The 22810-nt window shown below is 63.5% G+C and carries 20 protein-coding genes; 8 read left to right on the top strand and 12 right to left on the bottom strand.

What is annotated here, in order from left to right; genetic code table 11:
* Positions 1-184: 184 nt before the first annotated feature.
* From C2L65_RS04945 to C2L65_RS04930, 4 genes are all read right to left on the bottom strand, one after another.
* Entirely contained in the window at positions 185-415 is a 231-nt protein-coding gene (locus tag C2L65_RS04945; protein WP_035537843.1) for a sulfurtransferase TusA family protein, read from the bottom strand.
* 127 nt (positions 416-542) lie between these two features.
* Positions 543-1562, bottom strand: coding sequence for a Gfo/Idh/MocA family oxidoreductase (locus C2L65_RS04940; protein WP_042307045.1), 1020 nt, complete (start codon positions 1560-1562; stop codon positions 543-545).
* Entirely contained in the window at positions 1562-2581 is a 1020-nt protein-coding gene (iolG, locus tag C2L65_RS04935) for an inositol 2-dehydrogenase (protein WP_042307043.1), read from the bottom strand. Before iolG ends, C2L65_RS04940 begins: the two co-directional genes overlap by 1 nt.
* A complete protein-coding gene (locus C2L65_RS04930; RefSeq protein WP_035990317.1) occupies positions 2574-3455 on the bottom strand; it encodes a MurR/RpiR family transcriptional regulator in 882 nt (293 codons plus the stop codon). Before C2L65_RS04930 ends, iolG begins: the two co-directional genes overlap by 8 nt.
* 281 nt (positions 3456-3736) lie before the next feature.
* Here C2L65_RS04930 and C2L65_RS04925 point away from each other — a divergent pair, with 281 nt between their 5' ends.
* The 7 genes from C2L65_RS04925 to iolB all read left to right on the top strand — a co-directional run bounded on the left by C2L65_RS04925 (position 3737) and on the right by iolB (position 12767).
* Positions 3737-4792, top strand: a complete 1056-nt coding sequence (locus C2L65_RS04925) for a sugar ABC transporter substrate-binding protein (RefSeq protein WP_035990315.1) — start codon at positions 3737-3739, stop codon at positions 4790-4792.
* A 193-nt stretch (positions 4793-4985) separates the two neighbouring features.
* Entirely contained in the window at positions 4986-6167 is a 1182-nt protein-coding gene (locus C2L65_RS04920; RefSeq protein ID WP_042307041.1) for an ABC transporter permease, read from the top strand.
* A 13-nt stretch (positions 6168-6180) separates the two neighbouring features.
* A complete protein-coding gene (locus C2L65_RS04915) occupies positions 6181-6984 on the top strand; it encodes an ATP-binding cassette domain-containing protein (RefSeq protein WP_042307057.1) in 804 nt (267 codons plus the stop codon).
* A 102-nt stretch (positions 6985-7086) separates the two neighbouring features.
* Positions 7087-9099, top strand: coding sequence for a bifunctional 5-dehydro-2-deoxygluconokinase/5-dehydro-2-deoxyphosphogluconate aldolase (locus C2L65_RS04910; protein ID WP_042307039.1), 2013 nt, complete (start codon positions 7087-7089; stop codon positions 9097-9099).
* Positions 9096-11033 carry a 3D-(3,5/4)-trihydroxycyclohexane-1,2-dione acylhydrolase (decyclizing) gene (gene iolD / locus C2L65_RS04905; protein ID WP_042307037.1) on the top strand — a complete coding sequence of 646 codons (1938 nt, stop codon included), beginning with the start codon at positions 9096-9098 and terminating at the stop codon, positions 11031-11033. Before C2L65_RS04910 ends, iolD begins: the two co-directional genes overlap by 4 nt.
* Before the next feature lie 10 nt (positions 11034-11043).
* Entirely contained in the window at positions 11044-11964 is a 921-nt protein-coding gene (gene iolE, locus C2L65_RS04900) for a myo-inosose-2 dehydratase (RefSeq protein WP_042307054.1), read from the top strand.
* On the top strand, positions 11961-12767 hold the full coding sequence (gene iolB, locus C2L65_RS04895; protein WP_042307035.1) for a 5-deoxy-glucuronate isomerase: 807 nt from the start codon (positions 11961-11963) through the stop codon (positions 12765-12767). Before iolE ends, iolB begins: the two co-directional genes overlap by 4 nt.
* Before the next feature lie 961 nt (positions 12768-13728).
* On the opposite strand, the gene C2L65_RS04890 is transcribed toward iolB, so the two are convergent.
* The 8 genes from C2L65_RS04890 to C2L65_RS04855 all read right to left on the bottom strand — a co-directional run bounded on the left by C2L65_RS04890 (position 13729) and on the right by C2L65_RS04855 (position 21757).
* Entirely contained in the window at positions 13729-14442 is a 714-nt protein-coding gene (locus C2L65_RS04890; protein WP_042307033.1) for an ABC transporter ATP-binding protein, read from the bottom strand.
* On the bottom strand, positions 14439-15218 hold the full coding sequence (locus C2L65_RS04885) for an ABC transporter ATP-binding protein (RefSeq protein ID WP_042307031.1): 780 nt from the start codon (positions 15216-15218) through the stop codon (positions 14439-14441). The genes C2L65_RS04890 and C2L65_RS04885 overlap by 4 nt, the downstream gene beginning before the upstream one ends.
* Positions 15215-16474: a branched-chain amino acid ABC transporter permease gene (locus C2L65_RS04880; RefSeq protein ID WP_042307029.1), complete on the bottom strand. Its 1260-nt coding sequence runs from the start codon at positions 16472-16474 to the stop codon at positions 15215-15217. The genes C2L65_RS04885 and C2L65_RS04880 overlap by 4 nt, the downstream gene beginning before the upstream one ends.
* Positions 16467-17405, bottom strand: a complete 939-nt coding sequence (locus tag C2L65_RS04875) for a branched-chain amino acid ABC transporter permease (RefSeq protein ID WP_042307028.1) — start codon at positions 17403-17405, stop codon at positions 16467-16469. Before C2L65_RS04875 ends, C2L65_RS04880 begins: the two co-directional genes overlap by 8 nt.
* A 3-nt stretch (positions 17406-17408) precedes the next feature.
* The gene (locus C2L65_RS04870; RefSeq protein WP_042307026.1) at positions 17409-17873 is read right to left on the bottom strand and encodes an acyl-CoA thioesterase; all 465 of its coding nucleotides are present in this window, start codon (positions 17871-17873) and stop codon (positions 17409-17411) included.
* A gap of 30 nt (positions 17874-17903) precedes the next feature.
* Positions 17904-19052, bottom strand: a complete 1149-nt coding sequence (locus C2L65_RS04865) for an iron-containing alcohol dehydrogenase (protein WP_042307023.1) — start codon at positions 19050-19052, stop codon at positions 17904-17906.
* Between the two features lie 184 nt (positions 19053-19236).
* Positions 19237-20268: a threonine aldolase family protein gene (locus C2L65_RS04860; protein WP_042307021.1), complete on the bottom strand. Its 1032-nt coding sequence runs from the start codon at positions 20266-20268 to the stop codon at positions 19237-19239.
* 259 nt (positions 20269-20527) lie between these two features.
* Positions 20528-21757 carry a YbfB/YjiJ family MFS transporter gene (locus C2L65_RS04855; RefSeq protein ID WP_042307052.1) on the bottom strand — a complete coding sequence of 410 codons (1230 nt, stop codon included), beginning with the start codon at positions 21755-21757 and terminating at the stop codon, positions 20528-20530.
* A gap of 133 nt (positions 21758-21890) precedes the next feature.
* Here C2L65_RS04855 and C2L65_RS04850 point away from each other — a divergent pair, with 133 nt between their 5' ends.
* A complete protein-coding gene (locus C2L65_RS04850; RefSeq protein ID WP_042307019.1) occupies positions 21891-22796 on the top strand; it encodes a LysR family transcriptional regulator in 906 nt (301 codons plus the stop codon).
* The last annotated feature ends 14 nt before the right edge of the window (positions 22797-22810 follow it).

Here is a 22810-nt window from a genome sequence, read left to right as displayed (position 1 = left end):
AGAAAAGTAGGTGCCGCCCCGCACAGGGGCGACGCTTGAAGCAAGCTAACAAAGCGCGGATGCCAGCAAAAAGCCATAACTCGGATGCCAGCGCAAAGGCCAATACACCAAACGGCAATGCCTGAAGCAGAACGACAACTCGCGGATGCCACCAAAAAACCAACCGCGCCGCAGGCAAAAACCCCTACCGTCTCCGCATTAAAAACACAAAAACCTTATCCGACGTAGTCGTGACCTCAACAATCTCATTCCCAGTCTGCTTAGAAAACGCAGCAAAATCCCGCTGCGAGCCGGGATCAGTAGCCAGCACTTTAAGAATCTGACCACTTTCCATATCGGCCAGCGCCTTCTTGGCGCGCAGAATGGGCAGCGGACAGTTCAGACCGCGTGCATCCACTTCCTTGTGAATCTGAATTTCCATCGACGTTGCCCTTCGTAAGCCGGCGCTCGTGCTGGATTTACGGCGCTCATGCAGAAGGGTCAAATTCTAACGCAAGCGCTCAACCCACGCCCAAGCCATAACAGCCCGGGCGTGCGCGCCATTACAGATCAACAGAACGTCCACTCGCCAGCGACTCACGCAACGCGTACCCAATGCGAGTCGCCTCCATCGCGTCCGCCAACGTCGCCCCGCTCTGCTTGCCTTGCCGCACAGCCGCGACGAACGCCTGCGCCTCGCACAAAAACGCATCCTCGAAACGGTCGAAAAACGTCGGCGTGCATTCGTTGCGAATCCCGCTCGCGTCAGCGATTTCGACACGGTTCGCGCGCGGATTGCGCCCGACATACAGCGCGCCCGCCGTGCCGATCACCTCGCTGCCCGTATCGTTGCCGTGCGCCAGCGTGCGCGACGCGTAAAACATCGCCATGCGCCCGCCTTCGAACTTGCAGATCGCGACGCCATTGTCAACGTCACCAAATTCGCGCAACCCTTCGTGCAACGCGATCACGCCGCTCGCATACACGCGCGTCGCCTTCGGCATGCCGAGCAGCCATCGCGCGACATCGATGTCATGCACCGTGCAGTCGAGAAAAATCCCGCCTGAGGTCGGCGCAAAGCGCACGAAAAACCCTTCGGGATCGTTCTGGTCGCAAGTCTGCGAGCGCACCATGAAAGGCCGGCCAATCGCGCCCGCTTCGATTTTCTCGAACGCATTGCGATAGCTCGGATCGAAACGGCGCATGAAGCCAATGGTCGCTTGCAACTGAGGATGACGCTGCGCCTCCGCGATCACCCGCTCACACTCCGCCAGATCAAGCGATAGCGGCTTCTCGCAGAACACATGCTTGCCCGCGCGCAACGCATCGATGATCTGCTGCGCGTGCAACGCGGACGGCGTCACAAGCCATACAGCATCGACGTCGCGGTCTTCGAGCAACGCGTGATAGTCGTCGTAAAGACGCGGCGCCGGCAACGTGGCGCGCGCCCACGCGCGTTCCTCTTCGACGGGACTGCACGCGGCCACCAGCGCCGCGCCCGACACCCGATACGCGAGATTCTCCGCATGCCGCTTGCCGAGCCGCCCCAGCCCAACCACACCAATCCGCAGCGGGCCGCTCATCACAGCGCCTCGTTGAGCTTGACGGCGCGCCCTTCGCGCCACGAACGGGTCGCCGCTTCGGCGAGTTCAAGCGCCTTCAGACCATCGGCGACCGTCGTGCGCACCGGCTTGCCTTGCGTGACAGCCTCGAAGAAATGCGCGATTTCGAGCGCATACGCGGCGCGATAGCGTTCAAGGAAGAAATGCTCGGGCACGTCGCTCGATACAGCCGTCTTCGAATACGCGGTGACTTCCGTCGGACGCACATTGCCCGCCTGCAGCATGCCCTCGCTGCCGAGCAGTTCGAAGCGCTGGTCGTAGCCATACGCAGCGCGACGCGACGTGTTGATCTGGCACAGACGCCCGCGCTTCGTGCGGATCGTCACAGCCGTGCAATCGATATCGCCTGCATCGGCAATCGCGGGATCGCTCAAGCAGCTCCCCGTCGCGTGCAGCGTGTCCGCTTCGTCATCGAGAATCCAGCGGAAGATGTCGAAGTCGTGAATCAGCATGTCCTTGAAGATGCCGCCCGAGTGCTTGATGTACTCGACAGGCGGCGCGCCCGGATCACGGCTCGTCACGACGAGCATTTCCGGCGTGCCGATCTCGCCCGCATCGATGCGCGCCTTCAGCGCAGCAAACGTCGGATCGAAGCGGCGCTGAAAGCCGATCATGCAGACGATGCCCGCCTTCGCGACCGCATCGGCGCACGCGCGCGCACGCTCCAGCGTCAAATCGACGGGCTTCTCGCAGAACACATGCTTCTTCTGCGCCGCCGATTGCAAGATCAGATCGGCGTGCGTGTCGGTGCTCGAACAGATCACGGTCGCGCCCACCGACGCATCGCCCATCGCGCCGTCGATATCCGCGACCTGCGCGCCGTATTGCGCCGCGAGCGCAGCCGCCGCATCGCGGTTCACATCGACCACGTACTTGAGCCGCACGCCCGGCTGCCGCGCAAGATTGGACGCATGGATCTTGCCGATGCGCCCTGCGCCGAACACTGCTACGTCGATTGTCTTGCCTGCCACATCAGTCATCGTATCCTCCAGTGTCTGTCGACTCTTCTACGTTCAATTCCAGCTTGTACGCGAGCGCGATGAACAGCGCCTGGCACAGGCAAATCGTGCTGGTCAGCGAGCGGAATGCAAACGCGCTGCCCTCTTTCACATACAGCTGCGTGCTCGCATAACGCGCAAGCGGCGACAGCTGGCTATCTGTAATGACGAGCGTCTTTGCCTGATGGTGATGCGCGACGCGCAGGCAATGCTGCGTCTCTTTACCGTACGGCGCGAAGCTGATCGCGATCACGACGTCGCCCTTCTTCACGCTGCGAATCTGCTCGCGATACATCCCGCCGAAACCCGACACGAGATGCACGCGCTTGGGCGTGTGCTGCAACGCGTAGACGATGTAGCTCGCGACGGGGAACGAACGCCGCACGCCGATCACATAGATGTTGTCGGCGTGCTGCAGCATCTTCACGGCGGCGTCGAACTGCGCGTCGTCGAGCGAGCCTTCGAGTTCGTCGAGTCCATCGCGGCACGCCGCCACGAACTCGCGCGCGACGCTGCCGCCCGACAGCCGCCCCGGCTTCTCGTCGATCAGCTTGCGAATGCGCTGCTGATAACTCTGCGACGACGCGCCCTGCGTCGTGTAAGCCTGGCGAAACACCGCCTGAAGATCGGAAAAACCCGAAAAACCGAAACGCTGCGCGAAGCGCACCACGGCCGACGGATGCACGCCGCAACTCGCCGCAATGTCGCTGGTGCGATCCACCATCACGCTCGATCGATGCTGCTCCAGATACGTCGCCACGCTCTTCAACTGACGCGGCAACGATTCGTAGTTTTCCGCGATGCGCTGCATCAATTCTTCGACGCTCGGCAACTCTTCTGTGCTGTCTTCCGCCATGGTCTTTACCTCTGTGCTTCCGTGTGCTTTTTTGCAGCGCAAAATCCCGTCCCGTAAGGCTCACAGGGAATGGCAATGCACTGTCCCGACGTTGCGGAGTATAGGCACAACCGAAAGCAAATGGAATGGATTTTCCATTTTTCTTTGACATGAAATTTTCATTGCAAGTCTCAAAAAGTTGGCCTAATCTTGGTCCTGAGCGATGACGCAACGGCGAACCGGCCTCACCTCGCAAAGCGTCGTACGCTCCCTTCAAATACGAACAGACAAAGGTGGAGACAATGAGACTTTGCAATGGCAAGGCTTCGTTCAAGGTTCTGGCAGCAGCTCTGACGCTGGCGGCGGGCATCGGCGCGATGACGGCGGCATCGACGGCGCAAGCGGCGGACGCGAAGTTCGTGCTCATCAGCCATGCGCCCGATTCGGACTCGTGGTGGAACACGATCAAGAATGCGATCAAGCAGGCCGACGAGGATTTCAACGTCGAAACCGACTACCGCAACCCGCCTAACGGCGATCTCGCCGACATGTCGCGCCTGATCGAACAGGCTGCGGCGCGCAACTACGACGGCGTGATCGTCACCATTGCCGACTTCGACGTGCTGAAGAGTTCGCTCGGCAAGGTCACGGGCAAGAAGATTCCCCTCGTCACGATCAACTCCGGTACGGAAGAACAGAGCGCGCAGCTCGGCGCAATCATGCATATCGGCCAGCCGGAATACGTGGCAGGCAAGGCAGCAGGCGAAAAAGCCAAGGCTGCGGGCGTGAAGTCGTTCCTGTGCGTGAACCACTTCGCCACCAACGTCGTTTCGTTCGAACGCTGCCGCGGCTTTGCCGACGCGCTCGGCGTGAACTACAAGACCTCGACCATCGACTCCGGCCAGGACCCGACGGAAATCCAGTCGAAGGTGAGCGCGTATCTGCGCAACCATCCGAACACGGGCGCGGTTCTGACGCTCGGGCCGACGCCCGCTTCGGCGACGATCAAGGCCGTGCAGCAGATGGGCCTCGCAGGCAAGATCTACTTCGCCACGTTCGACTTCTCGGACGATATTGCGAAGGGCATTCAGGACGGCACGATCAATTTCGCAATCGATCAGCAGCCGTATCTGCAAGGCTATATCGCCGTCGCCGTGCTGGCGATCGTGAAGAAAGAACACACGACCGATCCGACGAAGATCCGGCAAATCCTGCAAGCGAATCCGAAGTTCAAGGAACGCCTGCAGACTTACGGCCTCGAGCCGTCGTATGGGCCGAAGAACATCCGTTCCGGTCCGGGCTTCATCACGAAGGCGAATATCGACAAGGTCATCAAGTACGCGGGCCAGTACCGCTAACGGCCTTTCCTCTAGTCAGTCATACGCGGTACCGGGCGCGCCAGCACAGCGCGACCCCGGCGGACTTTTGCACGCTTTTTCGTGCAAATTCAGCCGCCATCGTCGGGTGCCCCGACCGCGTCGTTTAACGGCTTTCTGCGCCTCTCGCCACTCACACGAGTGAACGCACAGCAAAGCCGACATTGGAGACATCATGGGCGTAGCCGGCAAACACTATCCAACGCATGGTCACGACGCACCGGGCAGCGATGCGCCGGGCGCCGATGCGCAATCCGCCGCACCGGCATTGCCCGGCGACGAGCGCGTCCGCAAGGAATCGTTCTTCGGGCATCTGCTGAACCGGCCGGAATTTGCCGCGATCTCCGGCACCGTGCTCGTCTTCCTCGTGTTCGCGATCAGCGCCGGCAACTCGGGGATGTTCAACCTCGACGGCGTGATGAACTGGTCGCAGGTTTCCGCGTATCTCGGCATTCTCGCCGTCGGCGCATGCCTGCTGATGATCGCGGGCGAGTTCGATCTGTCCATCGGCTCGATGATCGGCTTCGCGGGCATGATGGTCGCGATTCCGTCCGTCTACTTTCACTGGCCGATCTGGGCGGCCATCATTTTCGCGTTCGCCGGATCGATGGCGCTCGGCGCACTGAACGGCTATCTGGTGATGCGCACGCGCCTGCCGTCGTTCATCGTGACGCTCGCCTTCCTGTTCATCCTGCGGGGCCTGACGCTTGCACTGTCGATCATGGTCGCTGACCGCACCATCATCTCTGGTGTCGGCGATCTCGCGCAATCCGACGCCATCACCAACTTCCTGTTCCATGGCGTGGCGTTGCATGGACTCTTCACGAATCTCGCGCATATGGGCATCGGCTCGCTGCTCGAAAACGGCCAGCCGCTCGTGCCGGGTATTCCGAAAGTGGTGCTGTGGTGGTTCGCGCTCGCGGCAGTCGGTGCGTTCGTCCTCGCGAAGACGCGTTATGGCAACTGGGTGCTCGCTGTCGGCGGCGATGCCAACGCTGCGAAGAATGTCGGTGTGCCGGTGCGTCGCGTGAAGATTTCCCTGTTCGTGCTGACTGCGTTCTGCTCGTGCCTGTTTGCCGTGCTGCAAGTGTGCGACATCGGTTCCGCTGCTGCCGACCGTGGCTTGCAAAAGGAATTCGAGGCGATCATCGCTGCGGTGATCGGCGGCACGCTGCTGACGGGCGGGTATGGATCGGTGGTCGGCGCCTGCTTCGGCGCGCTGATCTTCGGCGTCGTACAGATCGGCATCACCTATACGAATGTCAGTTCGGACTGGTTCCGCGTGTTCCTCGGCGTGATGCTGCTGATCGCGGTGCTGTTCAACCACTATGTGCGCCGTCGCGTCGCGCAATCGTAATCGGGAGACGACCATGTCCGACACTCTCAAGCAAGACGACATCATCCTGTCGCTCGAAAACGTCAGCAAGTACTTCGGCAAGGTGATCGCGCTCTCGGGCGTCACGCTGCGCCTGCGGCGCGGCGAAGTCCACTGCCTGCTCGGCGACAACGGCGCGGGCAAATCGACGCTCATCAAGACGCTCGCGGGCGTGCATCAACCCTCTGCCGGCGACTACCTCGTGGACGGCAAGAAAGTGCTGTTCGAATCGCCGAGCGATGCGCTCGATATGGGCATCGCAACCGTGTATCAGGATCTCGCGCTGGTACCGCTGCTTTCCGTCGCACGCAACTTCTTCATGGGACGCGAGCCGCAGAAAAAGCTCTTCGGCCTCGTCAACGTGATGGACCTCGAAACGAGCGCGACCATCGCACGCGAAAAGCTCGCTGAAATGGGCATCAACGTGCGCGACCCGCATCAACCGATTGGCACGATGTCGGGCGGCGAACGGCAGTGTCTTGCGATTGCGCGCGCGATTCACTTCGGCGCACGCGTGCTGATTCTCGACGAGCCGACGGCCGCGCTCGGCGTGAAGCAGAGCTTCAACGTGCTCAAGCTGATTCACAAGGCGCGCGCGAAAGGCATCTCCGTGATCTTCATCACGCACAACGTGCATCACGCGTACCCGATCGGCGATTCGTTCACGCTGCTCAACCGCGGCAAGTCGATGGGCACGTACACGAAAGAAACCATTACGAAGGATGAAGTGCTCGACATGATGGCGGGCGGCGCCGAAATGCAGAAGATGATCGGCGAACTCGAAGGCGCGACGATTTGATCAGCTGTCGACCAGAGTTGGCGCTTTAGCGCCTTACTCTGGTCCCATGCAGAGCTGCCGCACCTCGCACTCATCTGCTGCCAGCACACTCAGGACACACTCATGGCTCTTACCAGTAAACCCACGCCTCAGAACGCGAGCCGCTTCGCGGCGGGCCGCAGCCGCGACATCATCTGCCTAGGCCGACTTGCCGTCGATCTATACGCGCAACAGGTCGGCTCCCGCCTCGAAGACGTCTCGACCTTCGCGAAGTACCTGGGCGGCTCATCGGCGAACATCGCGTTCGGCTGCGCGCGGCTCGGCCTGAATGCATCGATGCTCGCGCGCGTCGGCAACGACCACATGGGCCGCTTCCTCACCGAGACGCTGACGAAGGAAGGCTGCGACGTCAGCAACGTGCGCGTCGATCAGGAACGGCTCACAGCACTCGTACTGCTCGGCCTGAAAGACCGCGACACGTTTCCGCTGATTTTCTATCGCGAGAATTGCGCGGACATGGCCGTCGACGAAGCGGACTTCGACGAGGCCTACATTGCGTCATCGAAAGCGCTGCTGATTACGGGCACGCACTTCTCGACTGAACAGGTGAACCGCACGAGCCGCCGCGCACTGGAACACGCGCGCAGCAACGACGTGCGCACCGTGCTCGACATCGACTATCGCCCGGTGTTGTGGGGACTCACAGGCAAGGCCGATGGCGAAACGCGCTTCGTCGCGAACGAAAGCGTAAGCGCGCATATTCAAGGCATCCTGCCCCTCTTCGATCTCGTGATCGGCACCGAAGAAGAGTTCCGGATTGCGGGCGGCAAGGACTCGCTGATCGAATGCCTGCGGGAAGTACGCAAGGTGACGCCCGCGACGCTCGTCGTGAAGCGCGGGCCGCTCGGCTGCCAGATCATCGACGGCGACGTGCCCGCTTCGATCGACGATGCGCCGATTCAAGGCGGCGTCGAAGTCGAAGTGCTGAACGTGCTCGGCGCAGGCGATGCGTTTGCATCCGGCTTCCTGTCGGGCTGGCTGCGCGATGAGCCGCTCGAAGCCTGCGCGCGCGCGGCGAATGCGAGCGGCGCCTTGGTCGTGTCGCGCCACGGCTGCGCGCCCGCGATGCCGACGCCCGCCGAACTCGACTACTTCCTGCGCGAAGCGAAAGCGGACCCGGCGCGCATGCGCCGCCCCGATCGCGACGCGACGCTCGCGCGACTGCATCGCGTGACACCCGCGCGCAAGACCTACGACGAAGTGCTCGGCTTCGCCTTCGATCATCGCAACCAGTTTTTCGAACTTGCGCAGCAGACGGGGGCGGACCTCTCGCGCATTTCGAAGCTGAAGAGCCTGTTCGTCGAAGCCGTCGCGCAAACCGAAGAGGCACTTGGCTTGCAAGGCAAGACGGCGGTGCTGATCGACGATCGCTACGGCCAGGATGCGTTGAACGCAGCAACAGGCCGCGGCTGGTGGATCGGTCGACCCGTCGAATTGCCGGGTTCCGTGCCACTCGTCTTCGATCACGGACGCTCGATCGGCACGACGCTCGCCAGCTGGCCGCGCGAGCATGTGGTGAAGTGCCTCGTCCAGTTTCATCCCGATGAGCCGATCGAACAGCGCCTCGAACAGGAAGCGCAACTGCGCGCGCTCTACGATGCCGTGCAGGAGTCCGGCCACGAACTGCTGCTCGAAGTGATTCCGCCGAAGAGCTTGCCCGGCGGACCGGATATCGTCTATCGCGCGTTGAAGCGGCTCTACAACATCGGCCTCTATCCGGAGTGGTGGAAGCTCGAACCGATGGAAGCGTCGCAGTGGCAAGCTGTCGATGCGCTGATCCAGGAACGCGATCCGTACTGCCGCGGCGTCGTGCTGCTCGGCCTGTCGGCACCCGTCGAGCAGATGATCGAAGGCTTCCGCGCGGCAGCGCAATCGAAGACCTGCAAGGGCTTCACCGTTGGCCGCACGATTCATTACGAGGCGAGCCAGGCATGGCTCGCGGGACAGATCGACGACGACGAAGTGATCGCCCGCGTGCGCCGCACGTTCGAAACGCTGATCCGCTCGTGGCGCGAAAGCCGTGGCACAGCGCATGCGGCGGGTTCGCATACCATCCGTCAGGAGCAGGCAGCATGAACCAACGTGCGTTGCATCACGATGTGACGACCTCGCCTGAAATGGCCCCGCAGGTATCGGCGGACGGCACGATCCGTCTGACGGCCGCGCAGGCCGTGGTCCGCTATCTCGCCGCGCAACGCGTCGAGACGGAAGACGGCACGGGCACCGAGCCGCTGTTCGGCGGCGTGTTCGCGATCTTCGGGCATGGCAATGTCGCGGGCCTCGGCGAGGCGCTCTATCAATATCGACATGAGCTGCCGACTTATCGCGCGCACAACGAACAGGCGATGGCGCACAGCGCGATCGCCTTCGCAAAGGCGAACTTCCGGCGACGGATGATGGCCGTCACGACTTCCATCGGTCCCGGCGCGACGAACCTCGTCACGGCAGCGGCGCTCGCGCATGTGAACCGCTTGCCTGTGTTGCTGCTGCCCGGCGATGTTTTCGTGTCGCGCGCGCCGGACCCGGTGTTGCAGCAGGTCGAAGACTTCCACGACGGCGGCATCTCCGCCAACGATGCGTTCAAGCCCGTGTCGCGCTACTTCGACCGCATCGTGCATCCGGCGCAATTGCTCAACGCATTACCGCGCGCGATTCGTGTGCTGACGGATGCCGCGCTGTGCGGTCCTGTGACGCTGGCACTTCCGCAAGACGTGCAGGCCACCGCGTACGACTACCCCGCCGATTTCTTCGCGCCGCGCGTGGTGAAGCTGCATGCGCCCGCGCCCGTCGAGCATGAACTCGACGAAGCGCTCGCGATTCTGCGTAACGCGAAGCAACCGATGATCGTCGCGGGCGGCGGTGTGCTCTATGGTCGCGCAACGGATGCATTGAAAGCGTTCGCGACGCGCCATGGCATTCCCGTTGCGGAGACCCAAGCGGGCAAGAGCGCGCTCGCGTGGGACGATCCGCTGAATCTCGGCTCGCTCGGCGTAACGGGATCGCCCGGCGCAAATGAGATCGCGCACGAAGCCGATTGCGTGCTGGCTGTCGGCACGCGTCTGCAGGACTTCACGACGGGTTCGAACACGCTCTTCACGCACGCGCGGGTGATCGGCATCAACGCAAATGCGTTCGACGCCATCAAGCATCGTGGCTGCATCGTGGAGGCCGATGCGCGGCTTGCGCTCGAAGCGTTGTCCTCACGACTGGAAGGCTGGCAAGCAGACGCGGCGTGGACGTCACACGCGCAGCAGCGTGCGAACGAATGGCGCGACATCGTGCAGAAGCTCACGCACGCGCCGCAACGCGATAACGCCCTTCCCTACGACGCCGACGTGATCGGCGCGGTGCAGCGTTCGAGCGAGCACTCGACGACGGACGACATCGTCGTCTGCGCAGCGGGCACGCTGCCCGCCGAACTGCACAAGCTGTGGCGCGCCGGACGTCCCGGCGCGTACCACGTCGAATACGGCTATTCGTGCATGGGCTACGAGATCGCCGGCGGGCTCGGCGCCAAGCTCGCGCGGCCCGAGCGCGAAGTGATCGTGATGGTCGGCGACGGCAGCTATCTGATGATGAACAGCGAGATCGCTACATCTGTGATGCTGGGCGCGAAGCTGATCGTCGTGGTGCTCGACAATCGCGGCTATGGCTGCATCAACCGCTTGCAGCAGGCCTGCGGCGGCGCGCCGTTCAACAACATGTTCGACGACTGCGTGCAAGGCGCGCCCGGCGCACCGACAATCGACTTCGCCGCGCACGCGCGCGCGATGGGCGCGCAAGCGGAGCACGTAGCGAACGTGCAGGAACTCGAAGCGGCGATGCAACGTGCCCGCGCTGCGGACCGCACGTACCTGGTCTGCATCGACACCGACGCCGCGCGCACGACGGACGAAGGCGGCTGGTGGTGGGAAGTCGCGGTGCCCGAAGTGTCGCAGCGCGAAGGCGTGCGCAAGGCACGCGCCGATTACGAAGCGCATATCAGCGCGCGTAGCAAAGACAATGAGTGAGGAAGCGCACATGAGCCAGTTCGAAGTACGCATCGGCATCAATCCGCTGTCGTGGATGAACGACGATCTGCCGTCGCTCGGCGGCGAGACGCCGCTCGACGTCGCCCTCACGGAAGGACGCGAAATCGGCTATCAGGGGTTCGAGCTTGGGAACAAGTTTCCGCGCGAGCCTGAGGCGTTGAAGGCGTTGTTCAAACAGTATGATTTGTCGCTCGTGTCCGGATGGTATTCGGGACGGCTCGCGGATTTCAGCCGCAGCATTGAGGACGAGTGCAAGGCCGCCGATTCGCATCTGGAGTTGCTCGCGAAGAACGGCGCGACGGTGATGGTCTACGGCGAAGTGCATAACACGATCCAGGGCTCGCCGTTGCCGATGTATCAGCGGCCGCGCTTTTTCACCGATGAGCAATGGAACACGTACGCAAAGCGCCTGAATGAATTTGCACGCTATACATTGAGCAAGGGCGTGCGCGTCGCGTATCACCATCACATGGGCGCGTATGTCGAAACTGCCGCCGACGTCGATCGTCTGATGGCATTGACTACCGACGATGTCGGCCTGCTGTTCGACGCGGGCCACATCACGTTTGCGGGCGGCGACGCGCTTGCGGTGCTCAACCGGCATGTCGGCCGTGTGTGTCACGTGCATTGCAAGGACGTGCGCCCTGCCGTGATGAAGCTCGCGCGCAATCGCAACTGGAGTTTTCTCGATGCGGTGATTGCGGGCGCGTTCACGGTGCCAGGTGACGGCGCCGTCGATTTTTCCGCGATTATCGATACGTTGAAGCGTCACGGTTATCGCGGCTGGCTTGTCGTCGAGGCGGAGCAGGACCCGGCCGTCGCGCCGTCGTATGCTTATGCGCAGAAGGGTTATCGCACGTTGCGCACGCTCGTCGATGCGCCCCTCGATGTCGCACAGGAGGCAGCATGAGTTTGCTTGTGAAGGCACAGCGCGAAGGCCAGACGATCGCGCGCGTGACGCCTGAAACGGCGGGCTGGAAGTATGTTGGATTCGCCGCTTACCGGATGGAGCCGAACGAGGTCGTGCATGTGCTGGAAGCGTCGCGTGAGGTGTGTATTGTTGTGATGGCGGGTGCCGTTGATATTGAAACCGATGCGCAGACGTGGACTGGGCTTGGTTCGCGTGACAGCGTGTTCGAGGACAGCGCGCCTGTGGCGGTTTATTTGCCGCCTGGTGTGCGGGCTATTGTTCGCGCTAACCGGCGTGCGGAGGTGGGTGTGGCTAGTGCGCCTGCCAAGGGCGAATACCCTGCGCGGTTGATCGAGTCTTCGCAGATGAAGCGGTCAGTGCGGGGTAAGGGCGCGAATACGCGGTATGTGTGCGATATTCTTCCGCAGACTGAGACTGCTGAATCACTGCTGGTGGTTGAGGTGCGTACGCCGGGTGGACATTCGTCCAGCTATCCGCCGCATAAGCACGATACCAATAACATTCCTGCCGAAAGCTTTCTTGAAGAGACTTACTATCATCGGCTTAGTCCGCCGCAAGGGTTTGCTTTTCAACGCGTGTATACCGATGAGCGGGATATCGATGAGTCTCTCGCGGTTGAGGATCACGATGTCGTGATGGTGCCGCGTGGGTATCATCCTGTCGTTGTGCCTTATGGGTATGACTCTTATTATCTTAATGTCATGGCTGGGCCGACTCGTACCTGGCATTTCAAGAATGATCCGCGGCATGAGTGGATTGTTGAGCGGGATTCGAAGGGTTAGGTTTTGGTCTGCGACGCTGTTTGGTTTGGTTTTTCGCTGGCATCCGCGCTTTGCCTTCGCGGCCCGGCTGTTTGGTCGTTCTAGCCTGTGCGCTGGCATCCGCGCTTTGCCTTCGTGCTTCACGCGTTGCCGTTCGGTGTGTTTGCCTTTGCGCTGGCATCCGCGTTATGCCTTCGTGCTTCAAGCGTCGCCCCTGTGCGGGGCGGCACCTACTTTTCTTTGCCGCCGCAAAGAAAAGTAGGCAAAAGAAAGCGGCTAACACCGCCAGTTCTTGTGTTTGCCTGAGGGCCCCCAACCGGTCCCTTACTTCTCGCGGCAACTTCTCGATTCAACTTCGTTGCCAGCGCTCTTGCAGTGCGCCTCACCCGCTTCACGCCCCCGCGTTTCAGCATGCCTTGCCAGATAGTCCACCGCCGCCCAGGTGGCAAACTGTGTGTCGGCCGTAGTACCTCACACACGCCCACTCCGGACCGATAGCGCACGCGTCTCACCCTGTAAGAGCGCTTACGCATACGACGCGACAACCTACACACAGTTTGCCACCTGGGCGGCACATACCATTCGCTGCCGCTGGCCCGGGTACGGGTATCCGAAGCGGGTGAGGCGCTCATTCGAAGCGTTGGCAACACACGCGAATAAGGGCGTTGCCGTGTGAAGCGTAGGACCCTGTGGGGGCCCTCAGGCAAGAACAAGAATTGGCGGTGTTAGCCGCTTTCTTTTGCCTACTTTTCTTTGCGGCGGCAAAGAAAAGTAGGTGCCGCCCCGCACAGGGGCGACGCGTGAAGCACGCTAACGAATCGCGGATGCCAGCGCACAGACTAGAACAACCAAACCGCCGCACCACGAGGCATAACGCGGATCCCAGCGAAACAGCAAAAAAACCCAACCGCATCGCGAATACCAGCAAAAACCAAACGGCTGTGCAAGCCAAAACAGAGAACCGAAATAATACGATCCGAAATCACCCCACGCCAAGCCATTCGCGCGCCACGTCGGGCCGCGCCCGAAACAATTCCAGCGATCCGTCGAACACGATCTCGCCATGCCCCATCACCGCGATACGGCTAGCAATCCGATCTGCAATCACGAGCCGCTGCTCGATCAACAGCATCGCGACCCCGCGCTCGCGCAGCAGCTTCAATGCCGCTGCAAGCTGCGCGACGACCTGACCCGCGAGTCCTTCCGTCGGCTCGTCGATCACAATCAGATCAGGGTCACCCAGCAACGCGCGCGCCACCGAAAGCATCTGCTGCTCGCCGCCCGACAACGCGCCCGCCTTCGTTCGCGCACGTTCGCGCAGCACGGGAAAAAGCGTGTGCGCGTCGTCGAGTGTGAAGCGCGCAGCGCGTCTGCCGTTGCGCGGCTTGAGGCCCAGTTGCAGGTTTTCGTGGACCGTCAGCGTCGGAAATACATCGCGCTGTTCGGGCACATAGCCAATGCCAAGCCGCGCGATCTCGAACGCACGCCGGCCTTCCACCGGCTGTCCGGCGAAACGGACCGCGCCTTGCGTACGCACGAAACCCATGATCGCCTTCGCCAGCGTCGAGCGGCCCGAGCCGTTGCGGCCCGCAAGCGCGACGGCTTCGCCCGCCTCGATATGCAAGTCCACGCCGTGCAACGCCTGGCTCGCGCCGTACCATGCGCGCAGATCGCGAATCTCCAGCAATGGGTTCATCGCGCGGCTCCCCGAGCGGCGTCACCAGCTTCGCCGATATCGCCCAGGTAGGCCGCGCGCACGGCGGGGTCGGCGCGAATCGCGTCCGGCGTGCCCGTCGCGATCACCTCGCCTTGCACGAGCACGCTGATGCGATCCGCGAGACCAAACACAACGTCCATGTCGTGCTCGACCATCAACAGCGTGCGGCCCGCCGTCGCCGCGCGGATCAGCTCGACGGCGCGCGCCGCCTCGGCGCGGTTCATGCCCGCCGTCGGCTCGTCGAGCAGCAGCGTATGTGCGCCGCTCGCTAGCGCCAGCCCCAGATCGAGCGCACGTTGGTCCGCGTAACTCAACGTGCCCGCGATGACGTCGCGACGTTCACCCAGACCGACAGCGTCCAGCACTTGCTCGGCGTGCTCGTCACCCTCGCGCGTCGCGGTATAGCGCTGCCACCAGCGCATGCGGTCGCGATTCGCGATCTGCGCGGCACAACGCAGGTTGTCGAAGACGCTGAGCTTCGCGAAGAAACTCGTCGTCTGAAAACTGCGAGCGAGTCCGCGACGGCAGATCGCCGCAGGCGCGAGACGCGTGATGTCCGCGCCATACAGTTCGATGCAGCCCGCGCTCGGCCGCGCCGCGCCCGCGATCAGGTTGAAGAGCGTCGATTTGCCCGCGCCGTTCGGTCCGATCAGCGCGTGACGTTCGTGCGGCTCGACCATGAGATCGACGCCGCGCAGAATGCGCGTTGCGCCGAAGCGCTTGTCGAGACGTCGCACGGCGATGGCGGGAATCATTCGCTGACCTCCGCGCGCGTTTCGTCGTTGAGCGTTCCGTCGATACGCGCAGCCACGCGCATCGTCAGCCAGCCAATCGCGGCGAGGCACAGCACGGATGCCGTGAGCCATGCAGCATCGATCGTCGTGAAGAGACCCGCGCGCTCTTCCGTGCCGAAGCGTTGCGCGTACGCCCATTGCACGCACAGCACAACGGCAAGCGACCACGCGCATACGCTCGCCATCCGGCAAGCAAACCACGGCAGGCAGACGCGCCAGCCATCGCGTGAAATGCGGGCGGTTTGACGCCGCATCCATCCCGCGATGCCGTCAGGTGCGCACACCACCACGACCACGAAGAACAACCCGAGATACAGCAGCCACGCGCGCGTCGTGCTCGCCACGACGACGCTGAAAAACGTCAGCACGACGGCGCCCGCCACCGGCCCAAAAAACGCCCCGCTTCCGCCGATCACCGTCGCGATCAGCACCGAACCCGAGCGCAGCATGCCGACGCTTTCCGTCGATACCAGTTCGACATTGATCAGCCCGAGCGTCCCCGCGATGCCCGCAAAAAACGACGACCACACAACGACGTCGTAACGCACACGACGCGGAAAGCAACCGATAGCCGCCGCGCGAACCGGGTTGTCGCGCACGGCATTCGCGAGCCGCATGAACGGCGTGCGCGACAGCAGGTACATCGCGATCACGGCGAGCGCGCACCACAACGCGATCAGCGCGTAGGCTTCGCGCACAGGGCCGAACGTAAGACCCGGCACCGCGATGCCCGCCGTACGGTCGATCGCGACGCCCGCTTCTCCGCCGAACCAGTCGGGCAAGGTCCAGGCCGCCGCAGCGACGAGTTCGCCGATGCCGAGCGTGATCATCGCGAACGCGGTGCCTGCGCGGCGCGTCGCGACAAGCCCATACAGCGCGCCGAACAGCGCGCCACCGATACCGCCCATCAACGGCAGCAGCGGCAACGGCACGCCGACGCGATTGAACAGATGCGCGGCGATCAGCGCGCCGATGCCCGACGATGCCGCATGCCCGAACGACAACAGCCCCGCGCCGCCGAGCAGCAGGTTGTACGACAGCGCGAACACGATCATCGCGGCCGTCTGCGCGAGCCAGGCGACGAGCCAGCTTTGCGTCGATATGCACGGCGGCAGGATGAGCAGCGCCGCGAGCGCGGCCCACGGCAACGCAGCGCGCCATGTCGGTCTACGCGGCGATGCGGGCTGCGCGTCGTGTGGCTGATTTACGTCACGCATCGTCGTCGCGTTGTCCGAAGAAGCCGCGCGAGCGCACGGCCAGCATGGCGACGAGCAGCAGATACGGCACGAGCGGCGCGAGTTGCGCGAGCGTCAGCGCGCTCCATGCAGCGGGCAATGCGTTGTCGAAGTCGCCGAACAGCTCGCCAAGCGGAATATCGGTAGCGACCGCGAAGGTCTGCACGCAGCCGATCACCAGCGACGCCACCAGCGCGCCGCCGAGCGACCCCAGCCCGCCGATCACAACCACGACGAACACGATCGACCCCACCGATTCAGCCATCGCCGGTTCGAGCACGAACAGCGGCGCGCCGATCACGCCCGCCAGCGCGGCGAGCGCCGTACCCGCCGCGAACACGCCCGTGAAGACGCGCGGCACGTCGTGGCCGAGCGCTTCGACGGCGTGCGGATGCGTGAGCGCCGCGCGCACGATCAACCCCGCTTTCGACACGCGCAGCACCGCGTGCAACACAACCAGCATCGCAATCGCGACGGCCATCATGAACGCGCGATAGCGCGAGAACGCGCCGCCGTACACATCGAGCAGCGGACCATCGAGCGCTGTCGGCACAGCGGCGCTCAGCGCCTGCAAGCCCCAGACGAGCTTGACGCCCTCGCCGATCAGATAGGCCGCGCCGAATGTCAGCAGCAACTCTGCCAGATGCCCGTGAGGCCGCACACGCCGCAGCAGCCACCGTTCGAGCGCCGCGCCCATCAGCCCGACGACGAGCGGCGCGACGATGAGCGCCCACCAGAACCCCGCGCGCGCCGCGACGGAAAAGCCGACATACGCACCGAGCATGTAGAAGCTCGCGTGCGCGAAGTTCAGCACGCCGAGCATGCTGAAAATCAGCGTCAATCCCGCCGATAACATGAACAGCAGCAAGCCGTAGCTCACGCCGTTCAGCGCATCGATGACGAACGACTGCACGCGTCAGCCCGCTTGCGCGTCTTGCACGCCTTTCACGACGAGCAACGGTTCGAGCGCCGCGCGCAGCCTGTCGGGCAATGCAACGGGACGCCGCGTTTCGCGATCCACATAGACATGCACAAAATGTCCTTGCGCGGCGGGCTCGGCGTCGCCTTCCCTGAAAAGCCCCACTTCGTAACGCACGCTCGACGTGCCAAGCCGCACGACGCGCAGGCCCGCATCGATACGATCCGGAAACACGATCGGCGCAAAGTAGTTGCACTGCGTCTCGACGACGAGGCCGATCGTCGTGCCGTGCTCGATATCGAGCACGCCGCTGCGAATCAGATACTCGTTCACGACGGTATCGAAGTAGCTGTAATAGACGACGTTGTTCACGTGGCCGTAGACGTCGTTATCCATCCAGCGCGTGGCAATGGACAGGAAGTGCGGATAAGCCGTGCGCGGCGCGGGAGCGGGTTTGTTCATGTCGTGTGCGGTTGGATGAAGGAACGGCGCTTACATCGACTCGATCAGCATCCGCCGATAATCGTCGGCCGTCGCTTCGCGTGGATTCGTCTTGTGGCAATGATCGGCGAGCGCGCCCTTGATGACCTTGTCGAACGCACTTTCGTCGACGCCCATTTGCTTCAGGCCCGTCGGCAGCCCGAGGCGCGCGGTCATGTCGTGCAAAGCTGCCGCGAGATCGGCGTTGTCCGGCAGATTCATCACGCGACGCATGCGCGCATAGCGGCGGTTCTCAACGACGGACGGCGCGCTTTCGTTGAAGCGCAGCACGGCGGGCAGCACGACGGCGTTCAGCGTGCCGTGATGCAGCGACGTGCGTCCGTTGACCGACACACCGCCGAGCGGATGCGACAGCGAATGCACGCAGCCGAGTCCTTTCTGGAACGCCATGGCGCCCTGCATCGACGCGCTCATCATATGCAGGCGCGCGTCGCGGTTCTGGCCGTCGCGCGTTGCGAGCTCGATGTTCGCCCAGGCGCGCTCTAGTCCGTCGAGCGCGATGCCGTCGGCGGGCGGATTGAACGAAGGCGCAAGAAACGTTTCGATGCAGTGCGCGATCGCGTCCATGCCCGTCGCGGCCGTTAGCGACGGCGGCAGGCCGAGCGTGAGGCCCGGATCGCAGATAGCCGCCTTCGGCAGCAGATGCCACGAATGGAAGCCGAGCTTGCGGCCGTCGTTCAGAATCACGATCGCGCCGCGCGCCACTTCGCTGCCCGTGCCCGCCGTGGTCGGAATCGCGATCAGCGGCGCGGCCTTGTCGGTGATCCGAGCGCTGCCGCCTTCGATCGTCGCGTAATCCGTCATCGTGCCCGGATGCGTCGCCATGATCGCAACGCCCTTGGCAAGATCGATCGACGAGCCGCCGCCTATCGCCACCAGCCCGTCGCAGCCTTCGTCCCGATAGCGCTGCGCGGCCGCCATCACCATCGCTTCCGTGGGGTTCGACGGCGTATCGTCGAAGATGGGCACGCCGGGCAGCTTCAACGCGTCAATTGCCTGCTGCGCGACGCCCGCTGCCATCACACCCTTGTCCGTCACCACGAGCGGCCGCCTGATACCGGAACGCTCGCACTCGGCTGGCAACTGCGCGAGCGCGTCGTAGCCGAGATGAATGTGCGTCAGATAGTAGATGTAGGCCATGGCGATGCGTCTCCGTTGTTATCGAGGATTCCGTGCTCGCGCCGTCGAAACGGCGAGAGCGCCTGACTGCGACCATCACGGCAAGCGTTGCTCGTTGCCGTTTTACTGTTCCGTCATTGACCCGGTCTCTCGATGAACTCGACCGGCAAGCCGCATCGGCGCATCCAGTCGCCGGGCGCGTAACTCACGCGGCGCAGAGCTCGCGAACCTCCGCGACGAAGCGCTCGACCGTTTCGGGCTGCGTGTCCCATGCACACATCAACCGGCAGCCGCCCGCGCCGATGAACTCATAGAACTTCCAGCCACGCGTGCGCATCGCCTTCGCGACATGCGGCGGCAATTGCGCGAACACGGCGTTCGATTCTGTCGGGAACATGATGCTCACGCCCGGAATTTCCGCGAGGCGCGATTCCATCAGTTGCGCCATGGCGTTGGCGTGGCGCGCGTTGCGCAGCCAGACGTCGTTGTCTAGCAGGCCGAGCCACGGCGCGGAGATGAAGCGCATCTTCGACGCAAGCTGTCCCGCCTGCTTCAGCCGATACGCGAAATCATCAGCCAGCGCGCGATCGAAGAACACAACCACCTCGCCGACGGGCAAGCCGTTCTTCGTGCCGCCGAAGCACAGCACGTCGACGCCCGCGCGCCACGTAATCTCCGACGGATGCACGTCGAGCGCGGCGACGGCGTTTGCAAAGCGCGCGCCGTCCATATGTACCTTCAGGTGGCGGCGCTTCGCGATCGCCGCAATCGCGCGGATTTCCTCGACGCTGTACACGGTGCCCACTTCCGTCGATTGCGTGAGCGTCACGACCTTGGGTTTCGGATAGTGGATGTCGGCGCGACGCGTGACGACGGCTTCGATCGCATCGGGCGTGAGCTTGCCGCCGACGCCCGGCGCCGTCAGCAGCTTCGAGCCGTTCGAGAAGAACTCGGGGCCGCCGCATTCGTCCGTTTCGATGTGCGCAAGCTCGTGACAGATCACCGAATGGTAGGACTGGCACAGCGACGCCAGCGCCAGCGAGTTCGCCGCCGTGCCGTTGAAAACGAAGAACACTTCGCAGTCGGTCTGGAACAGGTTGCGCAGGCGGTCGCAGACTTGCTGCGTCCATGAGTCGTCGCCGTAGGCCGGTTCGTGGCCGCTGTTGTTGGCGGCGATCAGCGCTTCGAGCGCCTCGGGGCAGATGCCCGCGTAGTTGTCCGACGCAAAATGTTGCATGGCAGGCGGCGCACCCGGCGATGAGCGCGCAAAGATGACTGGAAAGCGGACATTTTAGTGCGGCGGGTGCTGAATTTGTTTCTGGCGGGTTGAATCGGCGGGAATGGGCGCCTGGTGAGGATTGGAGGCCGTGCGTGCGAGCGTCCGCTGCACAGCCAGTGGGAGTGGGGGGTGCCCGTTGTTGTTGGTCGTTATGTGGTGTTCGCGGACGTTGTTCGTCCGGACCATCCGGCAACGTCAGGGTATACCGGGCTGTCGCTCAGACACGCGACAACGGGCGCAACACGGCCACCACGACGAGACCCACGGCTCCGGCGAGCAAACTGAGCGCCGCCAGCCATAACGCCAGCGTGAACGAACCGGTGTGCGCGGCGATCGGCGCGGCGACGAGCGGACCCACGATCTGCCCAAGGCCGTACGCAGCCGTCGCATAGCCCATCAATCCCGCCGCGTTGTCGCCGTGCAGCCGGCGAGCCTCGCGCATCGCGAACAGGGTGATAGCCGTGAACGGCAAGCCGATCAGCGCGCTGCCAAGCGCGAAGCCGCCCGCCGTCGGCGACACGATGCCCGCGAGGATGCCGAGCGCCTGCAGCACGTAGCAGCCGGCCAGCAGCGTGCGGTTGTCCCAGTGCGACGGCAGACGCGCGCCCACTAGCGCGCCCACGACCAGCGCGCCGCCGAACATCGGCCAGAACAGATCAGGCCACGGGGAATCCACGGGCAGCGCGGCGCGGGCGATCACGGGCAAGAACGTCGCGGTGATGATGTAGCCGAAACCGGGCACGCCGTAGAGAACGATCAGCCAGAAGGCGTCCGCGCGGTGCAGATGCACGCGATGCTGATGTGCATCCGTCTGCGCCGACGCGCTTGTCCGCGTCGATGCAGTTGTGCTCGCCGTTGTTGGCTCGAACGTGCGCCACACGAGCACCGTCAGCACAGCCGAGACGAGCCCAAACGCGATCCAACCCGCCGACGCGCCATATCCACCCGCCGCGCTGACCAGCAGGCCCGTCGCCGCGATGCCGAGGCCCGGGCCGGTGTAGATCACGCCGCCCCACTCGTTCGCGCCCAGTTCGGCGAGCCGGCGCAAACCCCATTGCGACGCGAACACGAAGGTCCACGCGCTGATCGCACCCGCGATAAAGCGCACCACCGCCCAAACCCAAAACTGATGCGTGACACCCATCGCAAGCACGAGCACCACGGTCGACGCGAGGCCCGCCTTCACCACGCGCGCCGCGTCCATGCGCAGCGCGACGCAGGCAATCGCGCCGAGGAAATAACCCGCGTAGTTGAGCGACGCGAGCCAGCCACCGTGTCTGATATCGAGCACGCCGCCGTGGAGCATCAGCGGCAACAGCGGCGTAAAGGCGAAGCGGCCAACGCCGAGCGCGACGGCAAGCGCCGCCATGCAGGCGAACGCGGAGCGACGCGCGGCATGGGGCGAAGCGTGGCTTTGCGGGAGGGTGCGAGTGGCGAAATCGTTCATCAATGGCATGGCGGTAGTCTGCCGTCCCGAGATTGGACGGCACGGTGATCTGCTTCTTCCACACCATCGTAGCTTGACCCTTCAATCTCATAAAATGAATAATACGGATAGATTTAATCTCACGGAGAGATTGATGGATCTTGCCGCACTTACTATCTTTCGCGCCGTCGTGCGCGAAAACGGCGTGACGCGCGCCGCAGCGAAGCTCAATCGCGTGCAATCGAACGTGACCACGCGTATCAAGCAGCTCGAAGAACAACTGGGCACCGAACTATTCGTTCGCGACGGACGGCGGCTCGTGCTGACGCCTGCGGGTGAAACGCTGCTGCCCTATGCCGAACGGCTGCTCGCGCTCGCCGACGAAGCGCGCCACGCAGTCAAGGACGCGCGTCCGAGCGGACGCCTGAGGCTGGGCACGATGGAGAGCGTCGCCGCGACCCGCTTGCCCGGACTGCTCGCGCAGTATCACCAGACGTGGCCCGACGTCGCGCTCGAACTGGAGACGGGGACGACGGGCAAGCTGATCGATCGCGTGCGCGAATTCGAGGTGGATGCGGCCATCGTCGCGACACCGCTCGATCCCGGCTGGATCGGTGATCTGTTCGAGGTCGTGCCCGTGTTTCGCGAAGAACTGGTGATGGTGTCGCCGCGCGGTCATCCGCCCATCCATCATGCGGGCGATATTTCGCTTTCTACGTTGATCGCGTTCGAGACGGGCTGCGCGTACCGCGTGCATGTCGAAAAGTGGTACATGGAGCACGGCATCCGGCCCGCCCGGGTACTGGAGCTCGGCTCGTATCACGCGATCGTCGCGTGCGTGGCGGCGGGCGCGGGCGTGGCTTTCGCGCCGCGCTCGGTGCTGGCGCTGCTGCCCGAATCGGACGATATCGCCGTGCATCCGCTCGCGGAACTCGGCAGCATCGAGACGATACTGGTCTGGCGACGCGGTCACTTCTCGTCGGCATTGAATGCGTTACGCGGGATGCTGGTCGCGAGCGGGAACTTGCAGGAGAAGCCGGTGGACGAGGTGGCTGCCTGAGCGCTCGGTAGAAG

This window comes from Paraburkholderia terrae (genome assembly GCF_002902925.1).
Lineage (GTDB): Bacteria > Pseudomonadota > Gammaproteobacteria > Burkholderiales > Burkholderiaceae > Paraburkholderia > Paraburkholderia terrae.
Note: the sequence above shows the minus strand (reverse complement) of the source record. Positions and strands in the feature narration are given on the sequence as shown.

Bases quoted from the DNA above. Each gene is read 5' to 3' on its own strand.
- C2L65_RS04855 (WP_042307052.1), bottom strand. From the start codon at position 21,757: ATGAACGATTTCGCCACTCGCACCCTCCCGCAAAGCCACGCTTCGCCC.
- iolE (WP_042307054.1), top strand. From the start codon at position 11,044: ATGAGCCAGTTCGAAGTACGCATCGGCATCAATCCGCTGTCGTGGATG.
- C2L65_RS04880 (WP_042307029.1), bottom strand. From the start codon at position 16,474: ATGCGTGACGTAAATCAGCCACACGACGCGCAGCCCGCATCGCCGCGT.
- C2L65_RS04920 (WP_042307041.1), top strand. From the start codon at position 4,986: ATGGGCGTAGCCGGCAAACACTATCCAACGCATGGTCACGACGCACCG.
- C2L65_RS04870 (WP_042307026.1), bottom strand. From the start codon at position 17,873: ATGAACAAACCCGCTCCCGCGCCGCGCACGGCTTATCCGCACTTCCTG.
- C2L65_RS04865 (WP_042307023.1), bottom strand. From the start codon at position 19,052: ATGGCCTACATCTACTATCTGACGCACATTCATCTCGGCTACGACGCG.
- C2L65_RS04915 (WP_042307057.1), top strand. From the start codon at position 6,181: ATGTCCGACACTCTCAAGCAAGACGACATCATCCTGTCGCTCGAAAAC.
- C2L65_RS04930 (WP_035990317.1), bottom strand. From the start codon at position 3,455: ATGGCGGAAGACAGCACAGAAGAGTTGCCGAGCGTCGAAGAATTGATG.
- C2L65_RS04940 (WP_042307045.1), bottom strand. From the start codon at position 1,562: ATGAGCGGCCCGCTGCGGATTGGTGTGGTTGGGCTGGGGCGGCTCGGC.
- C2L65_RS04890 (WP_042307033.1), bottom strand. From the start codon at position 14,442: ATGAACCCATTGCTGGAGATTCGCGATCTGCGCGCATGGTACGGCGCG.
- C2L65_RS04885 (WP_042307031.1), bottom strand. From the start codon at position 15,218: ATGATTCCCGCCATCGCCGTGCGACGTCTCGACAAGCGCTTCGGCGCA.
- iolD (WP_042307037.1), top strand. From the start codon at position 9,096: ATGAACCAACGTGCGTTGCATCACGATGTGACGACCTCGCCTGAAATG.
- C2L65_RS04925 (WP_035990315.1), top strand. From the start codon at position 3,737: ATGAGACTTTGCAATGGCAAGGCTTCGTTCAAGGTTCTGGCAGCAGCT.
- C2L65_RS04860 (WP_042307021.1), bottom strand. From the start codon at position 20,268: ATGCAACATTTTGCGTCGGACAACTACGCGGGCATCTGCCCCGAGGCG.
- iolG (WP_042307043.1), bottom strand. From the start codon at position 2,581: ATGACTGATGTGGCAGGCAAGACAATCGACGTAGCAGTGTTCGGCGCA.
- iolB (WP_042307035.1), top strand. From the start codon at position 11,961: ATGAGTTTGCTTGTGAAGGCACAGCGCGAAGGCCAGACGATCGCGCGC.
- C2L65_RS04850 (WP_042307019.1), top strand. From the start codon at position 21,891: ATGGATCTTGCCGCACTTACTATCTTTCGCGCCGTCGTGCGCGAAAAC.
- C2L65_RS04910 (WP_042307039.1), top strand. From the start codon at position 7,087: ATGGCTCTTACCAGTAAACCCACGCCTCAGAACGCGAGCCGCTTCGCG.